Below are 18,553 nucleotides of genomic sequence, written 5' to 3' on the forward strand. Positions count from 1 at the left end.
CACTTAATATCCTTTTTATTTGTGTAATTTTACAAAATTGAGTAGTTATTTTAAAATAGAATGAGGAGCCTCTAGCAGTTGAAGCTAGAGGTTTTTCTATAGATCGTATAGGATTCCGTGTAAAAGTGGATTATACATGAGTCTGTGAGAATAGAGTAGAAAGTACTTAAGCAAAAGATGCGGTCATATAGGGACATACTATGTAGACATCAATGTGTTTAAGGATATTGGCCATATTTTTACCCTGTTATTTACCGGGCAGTAAGACCCCCACCTTAAAATTCAGCGAAAGCAAAGAAGTTAGGTGGGAAGCGAGCTGCCCGTAAAAGCCCGATTGGTGAGGGCTGATTAAAGTTTCACTTTATAAGGAGGAAATAGACGATGATGGGAAAGAAAATTTTAGTAGTTGATGATGAAAAGCCGATTGCAGATATTTTGAAGTTCAACCTAGAAAAAGAAGGTTTTGAAATTGTAATGGCGCACGATGGTGATGAAGCAATTGAAAAAGCGACTGAAGAACAGCCAGATATGGTTTTATTAGATATTATGCTACCAGGTAAGGATGGCTTAGAGGTTTGCCGTGAAATACGTAAAAGCTCAGAAATGCCGATTATTATGCTTACAGCGAAGGATTCTGAAATTGATAAAGTATTAGGACTTGAGCTTGGCGCAGATGATTATGTAACGAAGCCATTTAGTACGAGGGAATTACTTGCTCGCGTGAAGGCGAATTTACGTCGTCATCAGCAAGGTGGTGCGGCAGAAAAAGAAGAAAATACGGAAATGGTTATTGGACCAATTGTTATCAATCCAAATGCGTATAGTGTAACGAAACGTGAGGAAAATATTGAGCTTACACACCGTGAATTTGAGCTATTACATTATTTAGCAAAACATTTAGGACAAGTTATGACACGCGAACATTTATTGCAAACAGTTTGGGGTTATGACTATTTTGGAGATGTACGTACAGTGGATGTAACAGTACGTCGTCTGCGTGAAAAAATTGAAGATAATCCAAGTCATCCTACATTAATTGTCACTAGACGTGGAGTAGGGTATTACTTGCGTGACCCAGAGCAGGAATAGTATATGAAGAAAGTCGGTTTTTTTCAATCTATTCATTTAAAATTTGTACTCATATATATGCTATTAATATTGATAGCTATGCAAGTTATTGGGGTATATTTCGTAAGAGAGTTAGAAAAGAGTCTTGTACAAGGTTTTAGAGATTCTTTAACGCAACAAACGAACTTATTATCGTATAACTTGAAACAAGAGTTTAAAAAAAGTTATACAAAAGCAGAGACAGAATCAACAGGTGAAACGATTAAAACTTCCATTCGAAAATTTGCCTCTGATCGAAAGAAGGATATTCAAGAGGTAAGTGTATTTGATGCGAATAGAAAGCTGCTCGCTATTTCAGATGAGTCAAAGCAAAACAAGGTAAATAGAACGTCAACTGATATAGCTGTTCAGCGGGTATTGGTACAAAAAAAACCAGAAGTAAAAATTGAGAAGGATGGTCGTACAGGTCATCGTGTACAAGTTATGATTACTCCTATTATGGATGATAATAACAAAGATGCACTTGGTGCTATTTACGTTGTTGCATCCATGGAAGATGTTTATAAGCAGATGAAGGATATTAATCAAATCTTTGCGACCGGAACCGTTATTGCATTACTCGTAACAGCTGTACTTGGAATTTTGTTAGCTCAAACGATTACGAGACCAATCTCTGATATGCGAAGACAAGCAATTGAAATGGCAAAAGGAAACTATTCAAGAAAAGTAAAAGTGCATAGCCATGATGAAATTGGACAATTAGCATTATCTTTCAATAATTTATCAAAAAAATTACAACAAGCTCGTTCTTCAACAGAAAGTGAAAGACGTAAATTGTCATCCGTATTATCACATATGACAGATGGAGTAATTGCTACTGACCGAAAAGGGGACATTATTTTATTAAATGATCCTGCGGAAAAGATGCTAAATGTTTCGCGTGAAACGGCGCTCGATCAATCTGTTTTAGAAGTATTGGGAATACAAGAAGAATTTACACTCGATCATTTATACGAAGAGCCGGATTCTGTTTTATTAGATTTTAGTACGAGAAATGAGCCATATATTTTACGCGCTAGTTTCTCTGTTATTCAAAAAGAGACAGGGAAAGCAAATGGTTTAATTGCCGTATTATATGATGTGACTGAGCAGGAGCGTATAGAAAGAGAACGCCGCGAGTTTGTAGCAAACGTCTCTCATGAATTAAGAACGCCATTAACGACAATGCGCAGTTACTTAGAGGCACTTACAGACGGTGCGTGGCAAGATCCAAATATTGCACCACAGTTTTTAACAGTTACACAAGAAGAAACAGAAAGAATGATTAGACTTGTAAATGCGTTATTGCAACTATCTAAACTCGATAGTACAGAACATCGTTTAATGAAAGAATGGGTCGACTTTACTGACTTCTTTAATAACATTATTGATCGTTTTGAAATGTCTAAAGAGCAAAACGTAAGCTTCAAACGATCTTTCTCTAAAAAATCTCGATTTATTGATATGGATACGGATAAAATTACGCAAGTATTGTATAACATTATTTCGAATGCATTAAAGTATTCACCAGAAGGTGGAACAGTAACATATCGTTTACGTGATCGCGGAGAATTATTGGAGATTAGTGTAAGTGATCAAGGAATGGGTATTCCGAAAGAAAACGTCGATAAAATCTTTGAACGTTTTTATCGCGTAGATAAAGCACGTTCAAGACAAATGGGCGGTACAGGACTTGGATTAGCAATTGCGAAAGAAATGATTGAGGCACATGGTGGCTCGATTTGGGCAAAGAGTGAGGAAGGAAAAGGGACAACGATTTATTTCACATTGCCTATGGCAGCAGATGAAGAGGACGAATGGGAATGAGTATGGAGAATGTTAAAACGATAGTTTTAATTAATTTAGTTGTAATTAGTCTATTTCTTACTTTTAACTTATGGACGTATGTGCCAGATTCCACATCTATGCAAAACGCAAAATTTGTACAGGGGAATGAGGGAAATACTCAAACGAAAATCGCTGATGTTGTCCGCCCTACTTCTATCATTGTGCATAAAGATAAAAATCATTACGGGAGCAAAAGAGAGGGAGATATAGAATCAATCTATAGAACTTTGGAAGCAGGGGAATTACATGAGTTCAAAGAGATATCGATTGCTAAGGCTGACTTTCTTTCTTATGTGCATGGTGAAGGGAAAATTGAACTTATTTTCCCTACCAACATCCCATTTGATGCAGTTAAATCTATGTTTAGTATGAAAGAAAAGAGTATAGATAAGCCTAAACACTTTAATCGAATTATTCTTGACCCTTCTAGAAGTAGGGATCAAGAAATTAAAATTAATTTTGTTTCCGATGGTGATAACTCTAGAATATATGAAGCAAAATTAAGTGGTGTGTATTTAAAAGATATTGTAAATGTACAAAATCAATTTATAGTATCAGCGAAACCTTATTTTGACTATCAAATTAATGATATGAAAAAGCTATTTTTACCAGATGGAACGACAGAATTAAGTAATATAACATATATTTCATCTAATTTGGCGGTTGATACATTTAAGAATGCTCTTTTTAGTGACCCACGTTATTTAAGCCCTATTATCGAGGGATCGAAAGAAATATTTACAGATGGTATTAGGTCTATGGAGATTGAAAATGATCAGCATATGCTAAAGTATAAAAATTCTTCTGTTTTAAGTGAGAAAAAGCCAGATAATTTAATGCTTTTACAAAAAAGTTTTGATTTTGTAAATGGTCACAGTGGGAGTTTGGATTCATATCGTTTGGACTATATGAATAAAGGACAGACAGTATTCCGCTTACAGGAAGATGGATATCCCGTATTCAATACTGATGGATTAGCTGAATTGAGACAAGTATGGGGATCAGAAGAAGTAATGGAATATGAAAGACCGTTGCTTTCTTTAAATACGAAAGGTATAGAGCAGAAGGTTACTCTTCCGTCAGGTCATGTTGTAATAGCATCCTTAGAAAATAATGCCGCGGTAGATAAAAGATCCATTAAAGACATTGGGATTGGATACAAATTATCACTAGATGGGCAAGTAGCGCGACTACAGCCAATTTGGTATGTAAAGTTTGTTGAAGATGAAGCTGGCAAACAAAAAATATATGAGTGGAATGAGGGGGGACTAAATGGATTGGGATCGGATTAAAACCATATTTATTGTGACCTTTTTTGTTTTGGACCTCTTTCTCATTTTTCAATTCATTCAAAAGCAAGATAGTAATCAATTGGAGCTTATTGCAGAAACAAAGATAGATCAAGAATTAAAAGCAAACAAAATTACTATGGGTAATTTCCCTAAAGAACCGAAAAAAGAGTCATTTATTAGGGCTGAAAACAAGGCATTTAAAGAAGAAGACATACAGTCTTTAAAAAATCAAACGGCGCATATACAAAATATGTACAAGATAGAAAGTAAGCTAAAAGAGCCCTTTTTAAATACAAAATCGTTATCAAAAGATAAGTATAATGATTTTTTGAAGAACTATGTATTGGATGGACAAAAGTATGAGTTTGGAGCGATGAAAGATTCTAAAATTTACTTCTTCCAAAAATATAAAGATAAGCCTATTTTCTATAACGATCAGGCGATGATTGTTGTGGAATTAAATGAGAAAAATGAACTTGTGTCGTACACGCAGACGATGTTAACAGATTTAAAAGAAATGGGCGAAAGTGAAAAAACGAAACAGCAAGAAATTATTACTGCCCAAACCGCTTTAGAAAATCTGTATTTAAAAAATAAAATTCATGGGAATACACATGTAAAAGAAGCGCAAATTGGTTATGCCAACCTTACCGCATCTACTTCTAATAACCAAGTACTTGCTCCAACGTGGAACTTAAAGACGGAGCAGAAGCAGGACTTCTTTGTAAATGCAATTGAAGGACAAGTTATGGAATTAGGGGAAAAGGAAAATCAAGTGGTTGATGAACATACTGGAGTGAGAAAGAATGGGTTTGCATTTTAGCGTACTTGCAAGTGGAAGTACAGGGAATATGCTATATGTAGGAACAGATGAAAAGAAGTTACTTGTCGATGCAGGTTTAAGTGGTAAAGCAACAGAGGCTTTATTTAAACAGGCAGAATTAAATATAAATGATGTATCGGGTATTCTTGTAACACATGAACATAGTGACCATATTAAAGGCTTAGGTGTATTGGCACGTAAATATGATTTACCTGTTTATGCAAATGAGAAAACATGGAATGCAATGGAACACTTAATAGGAAATATCCCAACTGAGCAAAAGTTTATTTTCTCAGTTGGGGATGTGAAAACATTTGGTGATATTGAGGTCGAGTCATTTGGGGTGTCTCATGATGCGGCAGAGCCGATGTTCTATGCTTTTCATAACAATAATAGAAAATTAGCCCTTATTACAGATACAGGGTACGTGAGTGACCGTATGAAAGGTGTTATTAAGGGAGCTAATGCTTTCGTATTTGAAAGTAATCATGACGTAGAAATGCTTCGTATGGGACGTTATCCATGGAGTATTAAACGACGTATTTTAAGTGATGTGGGGCACGTTTGTAATGAAGATGCTGCATTAGCAATGGCGGATGTAATTACAGATGAGACAAAACATATTTATTTAGCCCATTTAAGTTTAGATAATAACATGAAAGAACTAGCGCGTATGTCAGTATCACAAGTATTAGAGGAAAAGGGATTTGGAGTGGGCGAAGCCTTTGAAATTCACGATACAGATCCAAAAATGCCGACAAAAATTCAATACGTATAATTCTTCATTTTAGTAAACAATAAAGGTGAATATAGTTGTTTTCAGGAAGATAGGTGAACAAATATGTCCTTTATTGATGAAGAAAATTATCGTATGAAACGTGCAAGAAAAAAGAAGCATAAAGGTATTGTTATTTCTAGCATAGCAGGAACAATTGTAGGAGCTTCTTTATTTGCATTTGGAGCTCCTTTATTTTCAAATGATACGGACGCGTTTCCGCAAGCTGAAGCAAGTGGAAGTAATATGGCGGAAGCTCAAGGCATTAAACAAATTAGTTTTGTGGATGCTGTTGATCGTGCGTCTGAAGCTGTTGTTGGAGTTATTAATATTCAACGAGATAATTTTTCAGAGGCAGATTCAGAAGCAGGTACGGGATCAGGTGTAATTTATAAGAAGACAGATGGTCAAGCTTACATTGTAACGAATAATCATGTTGTTGCTGGAGCAAATCGTATTGAAGTAAGTTTAAGTGATGGTAAGAAGGTTCCTGGAAAGGTATTAGGAACCGATGTGGTCACAGATTTGGCTGTACTAGAAATAGATGCAAAGCATGTGAAAAAAGTAATTGAGATTGGCGATTCTAATACTGTTCGTAGAGGAGAACCAGTCATTGCGATTGGAAACCCGCTCGGGCTCCAATTTTCTGGAACCGTCACACAAGGTATTATCTCGGCTAATGAGCGTATTGTCCCTGTAGATTTAGATCAAGATGGACATTATGATTGGCAAGTAGAAGTATTGCAAACAGACGCAGCAATTAATCCGGGTAATAGTGGTGGTGCGCTTGTAAACGCAGCAGGCCAATTAATTGGTATTAACTCAATGAAAATTGCGGCAAAAGAAGTAGAAGGAATTGGGCTAGCTATTCCTGTTACTAGAGCTGTTCCAATTATGAATGAATTAGAGAAGTACGGAAAAGTAAGAAGACCGTATGTTGGAATTGAACTGAGATCATTAAATGAAATTCCAAACTACTATTGGTCAAAAACATTGCATTTACCAGGCAATGTAACAGAGGGAGTTTGCATTTTAGATGTGAAAAGCCCTTCGCCAGGTACAGATGCTGGTTTGCGAGAACACGATGTGATTGTAGCAGTAGATGGGAAACCAGTTCGCGATATTATCGGATTCCGTACGGCCTTATATGATAAAAAAATTAATGATAAAATGACTCTTACGTTTTATCGTGGTACAAAACGAGCAACAACAACGGTTAAACTAGGCATTCAAAAGTATTAAAAACAGGAGGGCCTACCTCCTGTTTTCTATTGTAGAAAAGTGAGGTGAAGAATATGAACTTACCTTGTTGTTTAGAACATGTTGAATTAGCTTTAGATATTATTGTGGATGAGTGTGAAGTCGCGCCAGTTATTAACAATGTGGATAACTCAGAAAAAGAGAAAAAAACATGTGAATTTTGTCAAAATGAGGCGACATATGTTGTATCGAACACAGATTCTCACACAATATGTGGGTAACAATTGTGGATATGTGGATAAGTTATGTGGATAACATGTTTGTAAGGTGGGGAATACGTGTGAATATCTCGATTATTTCAATTGGGAAATTAAAAGAAAAATATTTAAAACAAGGTATAGCAGAATACTTAAAACGATTATCTGCATACGCAAAAGTAGAAGTAATTGAATTGCCAGATGAAAAGGCACCAGAAAATTTAAGTGAAGCAGAAATGTTAATTGTAAAAGAAAAAGAAGGTATACGTATACTAGATAAAATTTCTGATGATACGCATGTCATTGCGTTAGCGATAGAAGGAAAGCAAAAATCATCAGAAGAATTTGCAGTAAGCTTAGATCGTCTTGCTACATATGGGAAGAGTAAAGTTGCCTTTGTAATTGGCGGATCACTTGGACTAAGTTCAGAAGTAATGAAGCGTTCAAATGAATCTCTTTCTTTTTCAAAGATGACGTTACCACATCAATTAATGCGATTAGTATTGCTTGAGCAAGTGTATAGGGCGTTTCGGATTAATCGTGGAGAACCGTATCATAAATAGTAATAGTACATTCAAACGGCTACAGATGTGGCCGTTTTCTATATTTCCTAAAATAAGTATGTTTCTATTTCTAAAAAAGTATGCTGTAATATGAAGAGGAAAAAGTATAAGTAGTCATAGAAGTGAGGAGTTAAAGGTGAAGAAGTTTAAGAAATTTTACTTGGAGATTACGAGTGTATGTAATCTTGCGTGCAGCTTTTGTCCGCCGACGGAAAGACAGAAGCAATTCATTTCTGTGGAGGATTTTGCGAAAAGATTAGACCAAATTAAACCACACACAGACTACATTTATTTGCACGTGAAGGGTGAGCCGTTGCTGCATCCAAAAATAGATCAATTGTTAGATTTAAGCCATGAAAAAGGGTTTAAAGTTAATATTACAACGAACGGAACGTTAATTAATAAGAGAAGGCATAGATTGTTAAATAAGCCTGCTTTAAGACAAATGAATTTTTCACTGCATAGTTTTGATGGGCACCCAGGTTCACAAGACAAAGAGGGGTATGTAAGAAGTATACTTTCCTTCATTAGAGAGGCGACAAGTCAATCGGATTTAATCGTTTCACTTAGATTATGGAACTTAACGCAGGATAATAAAACAAATGCTGAAATCCAGAAGAATAGAGAGTTATTATCTATCATTGAAAATGAGTTTAATTTATCTTATCAAATTGAAGAGAAGCTTACACCAGGAAAAGGTATAAAAATTGCGGAACGTGTCTTTATTAATCAAGACTATGAATTCCAGTGGCCAGCATTGCATGAAGAAGAGGATGATGGAAAAGGATTCTGTCATGGGCTTCGAAATCAAGCTGGTATTTTAGCGAACGGAACGGTTATTCCTTGTTGTTTAGATGGTGAAGGGATTATTAACCTTGGAAATATTAATAATGATTCATTCTCTAACATTATAGAAGGCGAAAGAGCAACAAACATTGTTGATGGATTTTCCAGAAGAGTTGCAGTTGAAGAGCTATGTAGAAAATGTGGATACCGTAAAAGATTTGGAAAGTAAACATGAAATAAGCCCTCATAAAGCGAGGGCTTATTTTTTATCCCGCTATTTGCCGGGCAGTAAGATTCCTACCTCAAAATTCAGCGGAAGCAAAGAAGTTAGGTAGGGAATCAACTGTCCGTAAAAGCCCGATTGGTGAGGGCTAATAATCAGTGGGGGATGGCCCCCACTGATTAAAGTTTCACTTTATTCTTGATAAGAGCTTTCTAATTCATCAATTAAGGAACCAACGTAAGAAACAGCTCTGCGGATTGTATCTGGTTTTGACATATCGACTCCAGCATGTTTCATTAATTCCAGTGGTTTCATCGTACCACCAGCGCGAAGTACATCTAACCAGCGATCAACAGCAGGTTGTCCTTCTTCTTTAATCATTTGAGCCACCGCAGTAGATGCAGTGAGGCCTGCGGAATACGTGTAAGAATATAAGCCCATATAATAATGAGGTTGACGCATCCAAGTTAATCCAGCACCTTCATCAATTTTTACGGAATCTCCCCAGAATGTTGAAAGTACATTTGCTTTTATTTCAGTTAAAGTTGTAGCTGTAAGTGCTCCACCTTCTTCTGCTAGGCTGTATACTCTTCTTTGATATTCTCCCTCAAGTAAGTGAGTAACAAAGTTATGATAATATGTGCCGAGTAGTTGCAGGATCACCCATCTACGCATTCTCTTATCGTCATTCGTCGCTAATAAATGCTGGGCTAATAGTAATTCATTCATTGTAGATGGTGCTTCAACGAAGTACATAGATGGACGTACATTCATAATACGCTGGTTTTTATTTGCTAAATAAAAATGACCAGCATGCCCAAATTCATGAGCCAATGTGAAACAGCCGCGCATCGTATTTTGCCATGTAATTAAAATGTACGGATGAGAACCATATGGACTTGAACAAAATGCTCCAGTTGACTTGCCTACGTTATCTGCAAGGTCGACCCATCTTTCTTTGAATCCTTTTTCGATAATGGAACTATATTCATCCCCGAGTACTTGTAAAGAGTCTTGAATAAGTTTTCCAGCTTCTTCGTAAGTAATTGTCGGATTAAATTCGGGATCTAAAGGTGCGTGTAAGTCGCAGAACAGCATTTCATCGAGTCCTAATACTTTCTTTTTTAAATCTGCAAAACGTCGCATATGAGGCGCCAATTCTTTATAAATAATATCGAGTTGATTGTTATACATTTCAAGTGGAACTTTTTGAGGTTCCAAAAGCATATGAGTAACAGATTCAAATTTGCGTAAGCGAGAGAGTGTTACTTGTTTTTTTACTTCAGTCGCATATGTTGTTGCCACTGTATTCTTATATCGTTTCAAGGTGGAAACAAATGATGAGTATGCTTTCCTACGTATGTCTGCGCTTGGAGAAAACTCATATTTGCTTTCCAATAATGCAAACGACACAGGGAGTTCATTTCCTTGTTCATCTTGTATGGAGTTAAAATCCATATCGGCTAATTTAGTCATACCGTAAATTTTGTATGGAGAACTATGTACTTCGCCAAGTGCAGCAAGTGCTTCTTCAGTTTCAGGAGAGAGCGTGTGCGGCCTTTTTTGTAATATGTCTAGTAACGATTTACGGAAAGGTTCAAGTTTTGTTTCTTCCGTTAAATATTTTTCAATTGTGCCTTCTTCTAATGAGAGAATTTCATTATGAATAAAGGATAGCGCCGTATGTACTTTCGTCCATAAAGCGGCAATTTTGGAAGAGTTCGCTTGAATAACTGGATTTGTACGATCAGTAGATTCTTTTAAATTTGCATATGAATATAGTTTTGTTAACTTCATTAAAAGCTCTTCTTCTAAAAGTAGGCAATGTAATAAGGTGGTAGGGCTATTGTGTAATTGTCCTTTAAACGCATCAAGTTTTTTTATATCACCTGTTAATACACGTAATGCAGTTTCCCACTCTTTATCAGATTCGTATAAATCAGAGAGGTCCCATGTTAATTCAGTAGGAACTTCTGCACGAATATAGCGTTTCTCAATTACATCTTTCATATATTATATCCCCCTTATTATAAGTATCTAAAAATATGATACTAGAAAATTCAGTAAAATGAAAATATTTTACATTTCTATATATGAAAAAGGACAAGCATAAAACTGCTTGTCCTTCGAGTTAAGTTTAAAAATTAATATACTTTATCACCGTTGAAAATAGAGTTTTTTACGACTACATAATCTACAGTACGAATGGAGTCTAATTTTGTTCCACCAGCGTAAGAGATAGAAGATTGAAGATCTTGTTCCATTTCGATTAAAGTGTCTTCTAAAGAACCTTTATGCTCAACGAACATTTTCTTACCTTCAACGTTTTTCTTCTCACCTTTTTGGAATTCAGAAGCTGAACCGAAGTACTCTTTATAAAGTTTGCCGTCTTTTTCGATTGTTTCCCCTGGAGACTCTTCATGACCAGCGAATAGAGAACCGATCATAACCATAGTCGCCCCAAATCGAATAGATTTAGCTACGTCGCCATGTGTACGAATACCACCGTCAGCGATAATTGGCTTACTTGCAGCTTTTGCACACCAGCGAAGTGCAGCTAGCTGCCAACCACCAGTTCCAAAGCCTGTTTTAATTTTAGTAATACAAACTTTACCAGGTCCAATACCAACTTTTGTTGCGTCAGCACCAGCGTTTTCTAATTCTCTTACCGCTTCTGGAGTTCCAACGTTTCCAGCGATAACGAAGCTTTCTGGTAAATGCTTTTTAATATGTTGAATCATGTTGATTACAGCATTAGAATGTCCATGTGCGATATCAATCGTGATGTATTCAGGCGTAAGGTGCTCAGCAGCTAATTGTTGTACGAATTCATACTCGTCTTCTTTTACACCAACGCTAATAGAAGCGATTAATCCACGTGATTGCATATCTCTAATGAATGAGATTCGTTTCTCTGGTTGGAAACGATGCATGATATAGAAGTAATTATTTTCAGCTAAATAAGTTGCAATTCTTTCATCAATAATCGTTTGCATATTTGCAGGTACGACAGGTAATTTAAATTTATGTTTACCTAAAGTGACAGTTGTATCACATTCAGAGCGGCTGTTCACAATACATTTTGCAGGAATTAATTGAATATCTTCATAGTCGAATACGTTTTCCATCATTTACACCCCTAAAATACGAATATTTTATTTTTATTAATCAAAAATGTTCGTCCATATGATAATTTACATTGTTTTCATTAAAAAGTCAAAGGATTTCTTAACGTTTTTTTAAAAAGTAGATTTTATATGTAAAAAACAACGTTAAAAACGAATTTAAAATGTTTTTTGTTTTATATTGTTCGTCTATAAAAAAGGTTGAAAAATTAAGATAATTATACAAGGATGTATGTATTCTTTTTATTTTTTTTGAGTGGATGTAGGATTCTATGAAAAGGTTAATGCTAACAATACGAGCAAAAGATGTTATCAAGTAGTTGAACAATATATGAAATGATAAGGTTTATTTCTATGTAAAAAGATGAATCTGGCATAATCCATCTTTTTATGTGAGGTTTCAAGTATAATAAGTAGGGCGATAGTAACGTATACAAAAGATAAAAAAGAAAATAATACAGAATAAAATGAGGTTAATATATGAGTAAAAAAGGGTTTTTTGAGTATAAATTAAGTAAAGAAATTGTAAGGGCACTTACTGGCTTAGGGTATGATCATCCAACAGAAGTACAAGGTAAGGTTATTCCAGTCGCATTACAAAAGAAGGATCTTGTTGTGAAGTCCCAGACGGGAAGTGGAAAAACAGCTTCATTTGGTATTCCACTTTGTGAAATGGTGGAGTGGGCAGAGAATAAACCACAAGCATTAGTTTTAACACCAACGAGAGAGCTTGCGGTACAGGTGAAAGAAGATATTACAAATATAGGGCGATTCAAAAGAATTAAAGCCGCCGCAATTTATGGTAAATCCCCATTTGCACGTCAAAAATTAGAGTTAAAGCAAAAGACGCATATTGTAGTAGGGACTCCAGGGCGTGTATTGGATCATATTGAAAAAGGGACCCTTTCTTTAGAGCGATTAAAATATTTAGTGATTGATGAAGCGGATGAAATGCTAAACATGGGCTTTATCGATCAAGTAGAGGCAATTATTGATGAATTACCTACAAATAGAATGACAATGCTATTTTCAGCAACTTTACCGGAAGATGTTGAAAGGTTATCACGTACATATATGAATGCACCAACTCATATTGAAATTAAAGCGGCTGGGATTACGACGGATAAAATTGAACATACTCTTTTTGAGGCGATAGAAGACGAGAAGCTTTCACTACTTAAAGATGTAACAACGATTGAGAATCCTGATAGCTGTATTATTTTCTGCCGTACACAAGAAAATGTAGATCATGTATATAGACAATTAAAACGAGCTAACTATCCTTGTGACAAAATACATGGTGGTATGGTACAAGAAGATCGTTTTGAAGTCATGGATGATTTTAGAAAAGGAAAATTTCGTTATTTAGTAGCAACAGACGTGGCTGCGAGGGGAATTGATATTGATAATATTACACATGTTATTAATTATGATATTCCACTTGAAAAAGAAAGCTATGTACATCGTACTGGAAGAACGGGACGAGCTGGAAATAGTGGAAAAGCTATTACATTTATAACACCATATGAAAATAGATTTTTAGAAGAGATTGAGGAGTATATTGGCTTTGAAATTCCAAAGGCAATTGGACCTTCAAAAGAAGAAGTTATGAAAGGGAAAGCTGCATTTGAAGAAAAGATACATGCGAAACCAATTATAAAGAAAGATAAAAATGCAGACATCAACAAAGGCATTATGAAGCTTTACTTTAATGGCGGGAAGAAAAAGAAAATTAGGGCGGTAGATTTCGTCGGTACAATCGCTAAAATTAAAGGTATTACAGCAGAAGATATAGGCATTATTACGATACAAGATAATGTTTCTTACGTTGAAATATTAAATGGAAAAGGACCACTTGTCTTGAAAGTCATGAAGACTACAACGATTAAAGGGAAACAACTAAAAGTTCATGAAGCAATTAAGTAAATAAAAACTATCCACTTTAATAGGTGGATAGTTTTTATTTATGATTCTTTTAAATCATCCACTAGTTGCTCCGCTAAACGTCTATACATATTACTCATAGTCACGAAGGATGTTAGTAGTAGAAATTTTTCTAGCTTTGTGTCTTCTAAGGAAGAAATCTCATTTACTTCTGTAACACGGTTATTTACGTCTTGTTTAAAGCTTTCGACATTGCTTTCAGTAAGAGCAAGATAATTTTTGTATAACGTATTTAATTCGAATGAATCATCATTTAATAAGGAGTCATTTATAGTTTCTAATGAACTTTTTATGTCGTTAATGGAAAGAGCACCTTTTAATTGATAAATTAAGCTAATTAAAATCATATGCTCTTTTGAATACTTTTTATTTTTGATAGGGATGAATAGTTTCCCTTTTGCGTAATTATTAATCATCGTTTTTGTTAATACTTTTTCATCATCCGTTCTCGTTGTATCTGCATAAGTATTCTCAAATAGTTGGACAACTTGATCTACATATAAGTCGACATTTGGAATATCCTCAAGTTTAATATTTTTTTCTAAATGCAATGTCTCAAGTAATTCATTTATATTTTCCACGTAGAATCCCTCACTTTTATAACTTAGTGGAACTTAATGTCTAATACATCCTTAAATATGGTATTACGAAACAAATAAATTGTAAATGTTGACCTTAAAAAGAAATGTGTATATAATTACACGTAGTTATTAAAACTACATGTAATTATATGAGGGGTGTTATTATGAATGCTTACGTAAGGGAACCAGTTAATGCATTTACTCACTTAGGTGGAGCGATATTATCATTTATTGCCTTATTAGCTATGCTTGTGAAAGTTTCTATCAAGATGCCATCATTTGCTGCAATTACAGCTGTTATTTTGTTTGGGATTGGAATGATGGTCCTTTATACGGCATCAGCTGTATATCATAGTGTTGTGGCCAATGAACGTGTTATTTACTTCTTTAGGAAGCTAGATCATTCTATGATTTTTATATTAATTGCAGGTACATATGCACCCTTTTGCTTAATTACATTAAATTCAGCAAGTGGTTTGCTATTATTTTGTTTAGTCTATGCAACTGCGATTTGTGGCATTGTGTTTAAAATGTTTTGGTTTAATTGTCCAAGATGGTTATCGACAGCAATTTATATTACGATGGGTTGGTTAATTGTTTTATTCTTTGCACCGTTAGCTGAGAATTTAAGTACAGGAGGCATTGTTTTCTTAGTACTTGGGGGCATTTTTTATACAATTGGTGGATTTATTTATGGAACAAAGCCAAAATGGCTAGAGTTTAAATATATGGGACATCATGAAATTTTTCACGTTTTTGTATTATTAGGTAGTCTTGCACATTTTCTAAGTGTATATTGTTACGTAATTTAATAAGAAAAACGCCACATAACAAAAATTATGTGGCGTTTTTCTTATTACTTGATTGGAATCGTATATGTTATAAAATTATTATGGGATAAAATGTAAGTTTATGTGTTCGCATATTAAACATAGGATAAGAAATATGTGATATACTTTGAGAAGTTTATAATGAATGAAATATGGAGGACTATAATTATGGCAATACTTGTAACAGGTGGAGCAGGGTATATTGGTAGTCATACATGTGTAGAATTACTAAATAGCGGTTACGAAATTATAGTAGTTGATAATCTTTCGAATAGCTCGTTAGAATCTATAAATCGAGTGAAAGAAATAACAGGAAAGCAATTTAAGTTTTATAAAGAAGATGTTTTAAATCAAGAAGCACTTGACGCGATTTTTGAAGAAAATGCAATCGAAGCAGTTATTCACTTTGCAGGATTTAAAGCTGTAGGGGAATCAGTAGCAATTCCATTAACATATTATCATAACAACATTACGAGCACTTTAGTGCTATGTGAAGTAATGCAGAAACATAATGTAAAGAAGATGATTTTTAGTTCATCCGCAACTGTATATGGTATCCCGGAAACGTCACCGATTACAGAGGAGTTTCCATTAAGTGCAACAAATCCATATGGTCAAACGAAATTAATGATTGAGCAAATTATGCGTGATGTAGCATTTGCAGATAGAGAATGGAGTATCGCGTTACTTCGCTATTTCAACCCATTTGGTGCACATGAAAGTGGACGTATTGGAGAGGATCCAAATGGAATTCCAAATAACTTAATGCCATATGTCACACAAGTGGCAGTAGGTAAGCTAAAAGAATTAAGTGTATTTGGAAATGACTACCCAACGAAAGATGGAACAGGCATCCGTGACTACATACATGTTGTAGACTTAGCAAAAGGTCACGTAAAAGCGCTAGAGAAAGTACTGAATACAACAGGAGTAGATGCTTATAATTTGGGCACAGGTACAGGGTATAGTGTACTTGAGATGGTTGAAGCATTTGAAAGGGTTTCAGGAAAAAAGGTTCCTTATAAAATTACAGAGCGTCGTCCTGGCGATGTGGCAATATGTTTTGCAGATGCATCAAAGGCAAAACGTGAACTAGGATGGGAAGCAAAACGTGGATTAGAAGAAATGTGTGCAGATTCTTGGAGATGGCAATCAAATAATAAAAATGGCTATTTGGAAGTTTAATGATAAATAAAAAAATGACCTTTGCATAAAAGCAAGAGGTCATTTTTTATATTCATTTTCTACTAAGTTTATTAGCTAACCTAGAAAAGAACGTTCGCTGTTTTATAGGAATATTTGACTGGCAACACGTGTAGGAATCAATATTTTCAATGTCAGTAAAGATATTGATTATTAAGTATACGCTCTATTTCTCGTCTTAGAACGAAAGTGCATTTAATATAGCCTAGTAGTAAGTGAATGAAGATTGAAAAGTGTTACAAAGGTATTGTTATAAATAAGGAAAATTATTGGAAAGGATATAGGTGGGTAATCAACTACCCGTAAAATGCTACTGATTAAAGTTTCACTTTATGATCAGCCAGCAACATAAGAGCAATTTCAACGAGCATATGTAAATTTATTAAAAGAAATTAAAGGTTTTGATTCAAGCCTATTCCTTATACAAAATTGGGGATTTTGAACAATCAAAAACTGCTAAGGAGTACTATCGCCTTTTAGGTCCGTAATACAATTTTCTCATAAGAAAGAATATATTACGAACCACCACCTATTACATAATAGGAGGAATTAATGAATTCGAACAAGTTGTTTGTGATATACTGTGTTTCCTTCTTGACTTGTATATGGTGGGAGACTTCGTCCGAAATAATTTGCAATAATATTGGAGTGAGCCGGATAAGAAATACGTATTTCATACAAATCAATAGTCTCATCTAAATTAGCATAAAAGACTGCGAGATGATGGCCTTGTAAAACATATGGGAATTCTACTTCTGCATTTTCACCAATTAATACAGGTAACTTTACAGGATTAGAATAATTAGACCAATCCCAAACCTCTAGATTTATGGGGTGTTCGTAATATACATCTAGATTTACAATGTTTACTACTGCAGAAACAGTAGCGGGTTCTCTCGTTAAAACTCCAGTTGAGCAAATAGGAAAGTGAATTGAATAATGAAAAGGCATAAATAACAGACCTTTCTAAATTAATATGATTGTACAATATTTTATGAGAATAAGTAGTAGAATGAGATAGTGAAAATATATTATTCAATACTTGTATCATTGTTAAAGTGCGTTTATAATCAAATAATCCTATTAGCTTTTTGATTGCGTTGCGCATTATTGAAAGCGTTTTTATTATGTGATGCGTTTTGATTAATATCACCACTGTATGACATGTATCGAAGAGATTTTTTTTATTGTTTTTAAGGTAGGAAGTCTGACTTATTTTCGAAAAAACTTTGTATGGAGTTGTAAGTAAGAAGGAGAATAAGGAATAATGTAATTTTTACAAGATAGGGAGGGTACAGTGTGAAAATGTAAGGTTTTCACATGAGGATACATGGGTTATGTAGGATTATTACTTTCTGGTGCAGCTTTATTTTTAAATAGTCTTGTTATATTAGGAAAAGCAGAGATGAAAAGTGCAGGTGTTTTTAATTTATTTGTGGGTGCACTACAAATTATTATTCCGTTCTATTTAATCATGATTTCTGATCAAAGTAATTGGACGGTATATTCATATGCAGCTACTTTCTTATTCGGATTAACCTATTTATATGTAGGTGTTACTTTTATAAAAGGAATGGATAGTAGCGGTTTAGGTTGGTTCTGCATTTGGGTAGCAATTATTGCTTTATTCTATATGGTTGTTTCATTTGTTCAATTCCACGATGTTGTGAATGCGTTAACGTGGTTTATGTGGGCATTACTTTGGTATTTATTCTTTGTATTAAATACACAAAAAAAGAACATCAATCAATATCTTGGAAGGATTGCCTTCGTACAATCATGGGTAACATTGACGTTACCTTCACTCTTTTATTTTATGGGAGTATGGGGAGAGGGATTCGTATATGAATTATGGGTTTATGTATCTGTAATTTCTATTTTATACTTCTGTTATTGTATTTATAAATATCGAGTACGTTAATATATTTTTTGTAGAAAAGCATGGAATCGTTAAACGTGTTCCATGCTTTTTATATGTTAGCATTTATAATAGAGA

At 34.6% G+C, this 18,553-nt stretch carries 17 protein-coding genes; 13 read left to right on the top strand and 4 right to left on the bottom strand.

Features of this window, described 5'->3' with window-relative positions; all coding sequences use genetic code 11:
• The first annotated feature begins 381 nt into the window (after nucleotides 1–381).
• From walR to QCI47_RS00185, 9 genes are all read left to right on the top strand, one after another.
• A complete protein-coding gene (walR, locus tag QCI47_RS00145; protein ID WP_000971872.1) occupies nucleotides 382–1,089 on the top strand; it encodes a cell wall metabolism DNA-binding response regulator WalR in 708 nt (235 codons plus the stop codon).
• A 3-nt stretch (nucleotides 1,090–1,092) separates the two neighbouring features.
• A complete protein-coding gene (gene walK / locus QCI47_RS00150) occupies nucleotides 1,093–2,934 on the top strand; it encodes a cell wall metabolism sensor histidine kinase WalK (RefSeq protein WP_000755380.1) in 1,842 nt (613 codons plus the stop codon).
• Entirely contained in the window at nucleotides 2,931–4,247 is a 1,317-nt protein-coding gene (locus QCI47_RS00155) for a YycH family regulatory protein (protein WP_061131929.1), read from the top strand. The genes walK and QCI47_RS00155 overlap by 4 nt, the downstream gene beginning before the upstream one ends.
• Entirely contained in the window at nucleotides 4,228–5,070 is an 843-nt protein-coding gene (locus QCI47_RS00160) for a two-component system regulatory protein YycI (RefSeq protein WP_000383723.1), read from the top strand. Before QCI47_RS00155 ends, QCI47_RS00160 begins: the two co-directional genes overlap by 20 nt.
• A complete protein-coding gene (locus QCI47_RS00165) occupies nucleotides 5,054–5,848 on the top strand; it encodes an MBL fold metallo-hydrolase (protein ID WP_000522836.1) in 795 nt (264 codons plus the stop codon). Before QCI47_RS00160 ends, QCI47_RS00165 begins: the two co-directional genes overlap by 17 nt.
• Nucleotides 5,849–5,911: 63 nt before the next feature.
• Complete coding sequence (locus tag QCI47_RS00170; RefSeq protein ID WP_000008039.1) at nucleotides 5,912–7,087, top strand: S1C family serine protease; 1,176 nt, start codon at nucleotides 5,912–5,914, stop codon at nucleotides 7,085–7,087.
• Between the two features lie 53 nt (nucleotides 7,088–7,140).
• Nucleotides 7,141–7,326 carry a CxxH/CxxC protein gene (locus QCI47_RS00175; protein WP_001052827.1) on the top strand — a complete coding sequence of 62 codons (186 nt, stop codon included), beginning with the start codon at nucleotides 7,141–7,143 and terminating at the stop codon, nucleotides 7,324–7,326.
• Between the two features lie 59 nt (nucleotides 7,327–7,385).
• A complete protein-coding gene (rlmH, locus tag QCI47_RS00180; protein ID WP_001027003.1) occupies nucleotides 7,386–7,865 on the top strand; it encodes a 23S rRNA (pseudouridine(1915)-N(3))-methyltransferase RlmH in 480 nt (159 codons plus the stop codon).
• A 136-nt stretch (nucleotides 7,866–8,001) separates the two neighbouring features.
• Nucleotides 8,002–8,880 carry a radical SAM/SPASM domain-containing protein gene (locus QCI47_RS00185; RefSeq protein WP_000713636.1) on the top strand — a complete coding sequence of 293 codons (879 nt, stop codon included), beginning with the start codon at nucleotides 8,002–8,004 and terminating at the stop codon, nucleotides 8,878–8,880.
• A 186-nt stretch (nucleotides 8,881–9,066) separates the two neighbouring features.
• Here QCI47_RS00185 and pepF read toward each other — a convergent pair whose 3' ends face one another.
• Together pepF and guaC are read right to left on the bottom strand one after the other, a co-directional pair.
• Nucleotides 9,067–10,884: an oligoendopeptidase F gene (pepF, locus tag QCI47_RS00190; protein ID WP_353811666.1), complete on the bottom strand. Its 1,818-nt coding sequence runs from the start codon at nucleotides 10,882–10,884 to the stop codon at nucleotides 9,067–9,069.
• 134 nt (nucleotides 10,885–11,018) lie between these two features.
• On the bottom strand, nucleotides 11,019–12,002 hold the full coding sequence (gene guaC, locus QCI47_RS00195; protein WP_000432434.1) for a GMP reductase: 984 nt from the start codon (nucleotides 12,000–12,002) through the stop codon (nucleotides 11,019–11,021).
• 477 nt (nucleotides 12,003–12,479) lie between these two features.
• On the opposite strand from guaC, the gene QCI47_RS00200 reads away from it, so the two are divergent.
• Nucleotides 12,480–13,925, top strand: a complete 1,446-nt coding sequence (locus QCI47_RS00200; RefSeq protein ID WP_061131925.1) for a DEAD/DEAH box helicase — start codon at nucleotides 12,480–12,482, stop codon at nucleotides 13,923–13,925.
• A gap of 38 nt (nucleotides 13,926–13,963) precedes the next feature.
• Here the strand turns inward: QCI47_RS00200 and QCI47_RS00205 are convergent, their stop codons facing one another.
• The gene (locus tag QCI47_RS00205; RefSeq protein ID WP_000427879.1) at nucleotides 13,964–14,524 is read right to left on the bottom strand and encodes a DUF1836 domain-containing protein; all 561 of its coding nucleotides are present in this window, start codon (nucleotides 14,522–14,524) and stop codon (nucleotides 13,964–13,966) included.
• A 164-nt stretch (nucleotides 14,525–14,688) separates the two neighbouring features.
• Here QCI47_RS00205 and trhA point away from each other — a divergent pair, with 164 nt between their 5' ends.
• Both trhA and galE read left to right on the top strand, forming a co-directional pair.
• On the top strand, nucleotides 14,689–15,336 hold the full coding sequence (gene trhA, locus QCI47_RS00210) for a PAQR family membrane homeostasis protein TrhA (RefSeq protein WP_000995364.1): 648 nt from the start codon (nucleotides 14,689–14,691) through the stop codon (nucleotides 15,334–15,336).
• A 186-nt stretch (nucleotides 15,337–15,522) separates the two neighbouring features.
• The gene (galE, locus tag QCI47_RS00215) at nucleotides 15,523–16,539 is read left to right on the top strand and encodes a UDP-glucose 4-epimerase GalE (RefSeq protein WP_309422509.1); all 1,017 of its coding nucleotides are present in this window, start codon (nucleotides 15,523–15,525) and stop codon (nucleotides 16,537–16,539) included.
• A 567-nt stretch (nucleotides 16,540–17,106) separates the two neighbouring features.
• Here galE and QCI47_RS00225 read toward each other — a convergent pair.
• Nucleotides 17,107–17,508 carry a hypothetical protein gene (locus QCI47_RS00225; RefSeq protein ID WP_071742905.1) on the bottom strand — a complete coding sequence of 134 codons (402 nt, stop codon included), beginning with the start codon at nucleotides 17,506–17,508 and terminating at the stop codon, nucleotides 17,107–17,109.
• A gap of 379 nt (nucleotides 17,509–17,887) precedes the next feature.
• Between QCI47_RS00225 and QCI47_RS00230 the strand changes: the two genes are divergently transcribed.
• On the top strand, nucleotides 17,888–18,478 hold the full coding sequence (locus QCI47_RS00230) for an AmiS/UreI family transporter (protein ID WP_000542569.1): 591 nt from the start codon (nucleotides 17,888–17,890) through the stop codon (nucleotides 18,476–18,478).
• Nucleotides 18,479–18,553: the final 75 nt, after the last annotated feature.

Origin of the sequence: Bacillus cereus group sp. RP29 (genome assembly GCF_040459765.1) — a bacterium.
Classification (GTDB): Bacteria; Bacillota; Bacilli; order Bacillales; family Bacillaceae_G; genus Bacillus_A; species Bacillus_A paranthracis.

Bases quoted from the DNA above. Each gene is read 5' to 3' on its own strand.
- walR (WP_000971872.1), top strand. From the start codon at position 382: ATGATGGGAAAGAAAATTTTAGTAGTTGATGATGAAAAGCCGATTGCA.
- walK (WP_000755380.1), top strand. From the start codon at position 1,093: ATGAAGAAAGTCGGTTTTTTTCAATCTATTCATTTAAAATTTGTACTC.
- QCI47_RS00155 (WP_061131929.1), top strand. From the start codon at position 2,931: ATGAGTATGGAGAATGTTAAAACGATAGTTTTAATTAATTTAGTTGTA.
- QCI47_RS00160 (WP_000383723.1), top strand. From the start codon at position 4,228: ATGGATTGGGATCGGATTAAAACCATATTTATTGTGACCTTTTTTGTT.
- QCI47_RS00165 (WP_000522836.1), top strand. From the start codon at position 5,054: ATGGGTTTGCATTTTAGCGTACTTGCAAGTGGAAGTACAGGGAATATG.
- QCI47_RS00170 (WP_000008039.1), top strand. From the start codon at position 5,912: ATGTCCTTTATTGATGAAGAAAATTATCGTATGAAACGTGCAAGAAAA.
- QCI47_RS00175 (WP_001052827.1), top strand. From the start codon at position 7,141: ATGAACTTACCTTGTTGTTTAGAACATGTTGAATTAGCTTTAGATATT.
- pepF (WP_353811666.1), bottom strand. From the start codon at position 10,884: ATGAAAGATGTAATTGAGAAACGCTATATTCGTGCAGAAGTTCCTACT.
- guaC (WP_000432434.1), bottom strand. From the start codon at position 12,002: ATGGAAAACGTATTCGACTATGAAGATATTCAATTAATTCCTGCAAAA.
- QCI47_RS00200 (WP_061131925.1), top strand. From the start codon at position 12,480: ATGAGTAAAAAAGGGTTTTTTGAGTATAAATTAAGTAAAGAAATTGTA.
- trhA (WP_000995364.1), top strand. From the start codon at position 14,689: ATGAATGCTTACGTAAGGGAACCAGTTAATGCATTTACTCACTTAGGT.
- galE (WP_309422509.1), top strand. From the start codon at position 15,523: ATGGCAATACTTGTAACAGGTGGAGCAGGGTATATTGGTAGTCATACA.
- QCI47_RS00225 (WP_071742905.1), bottom strand. From the start codon at position 17,508: ATGCCTTTTCATTATTCAATTCACTTTCCTATTTGCTCAACTGGAGTT.
- QCI47_RS00230 (WP_000542569.1), top strand. From the start codon at position 17,888: ATGGGTTATGTAGGATTATTACTTTCTGGTGCAGCTTTATTTTTAAAT.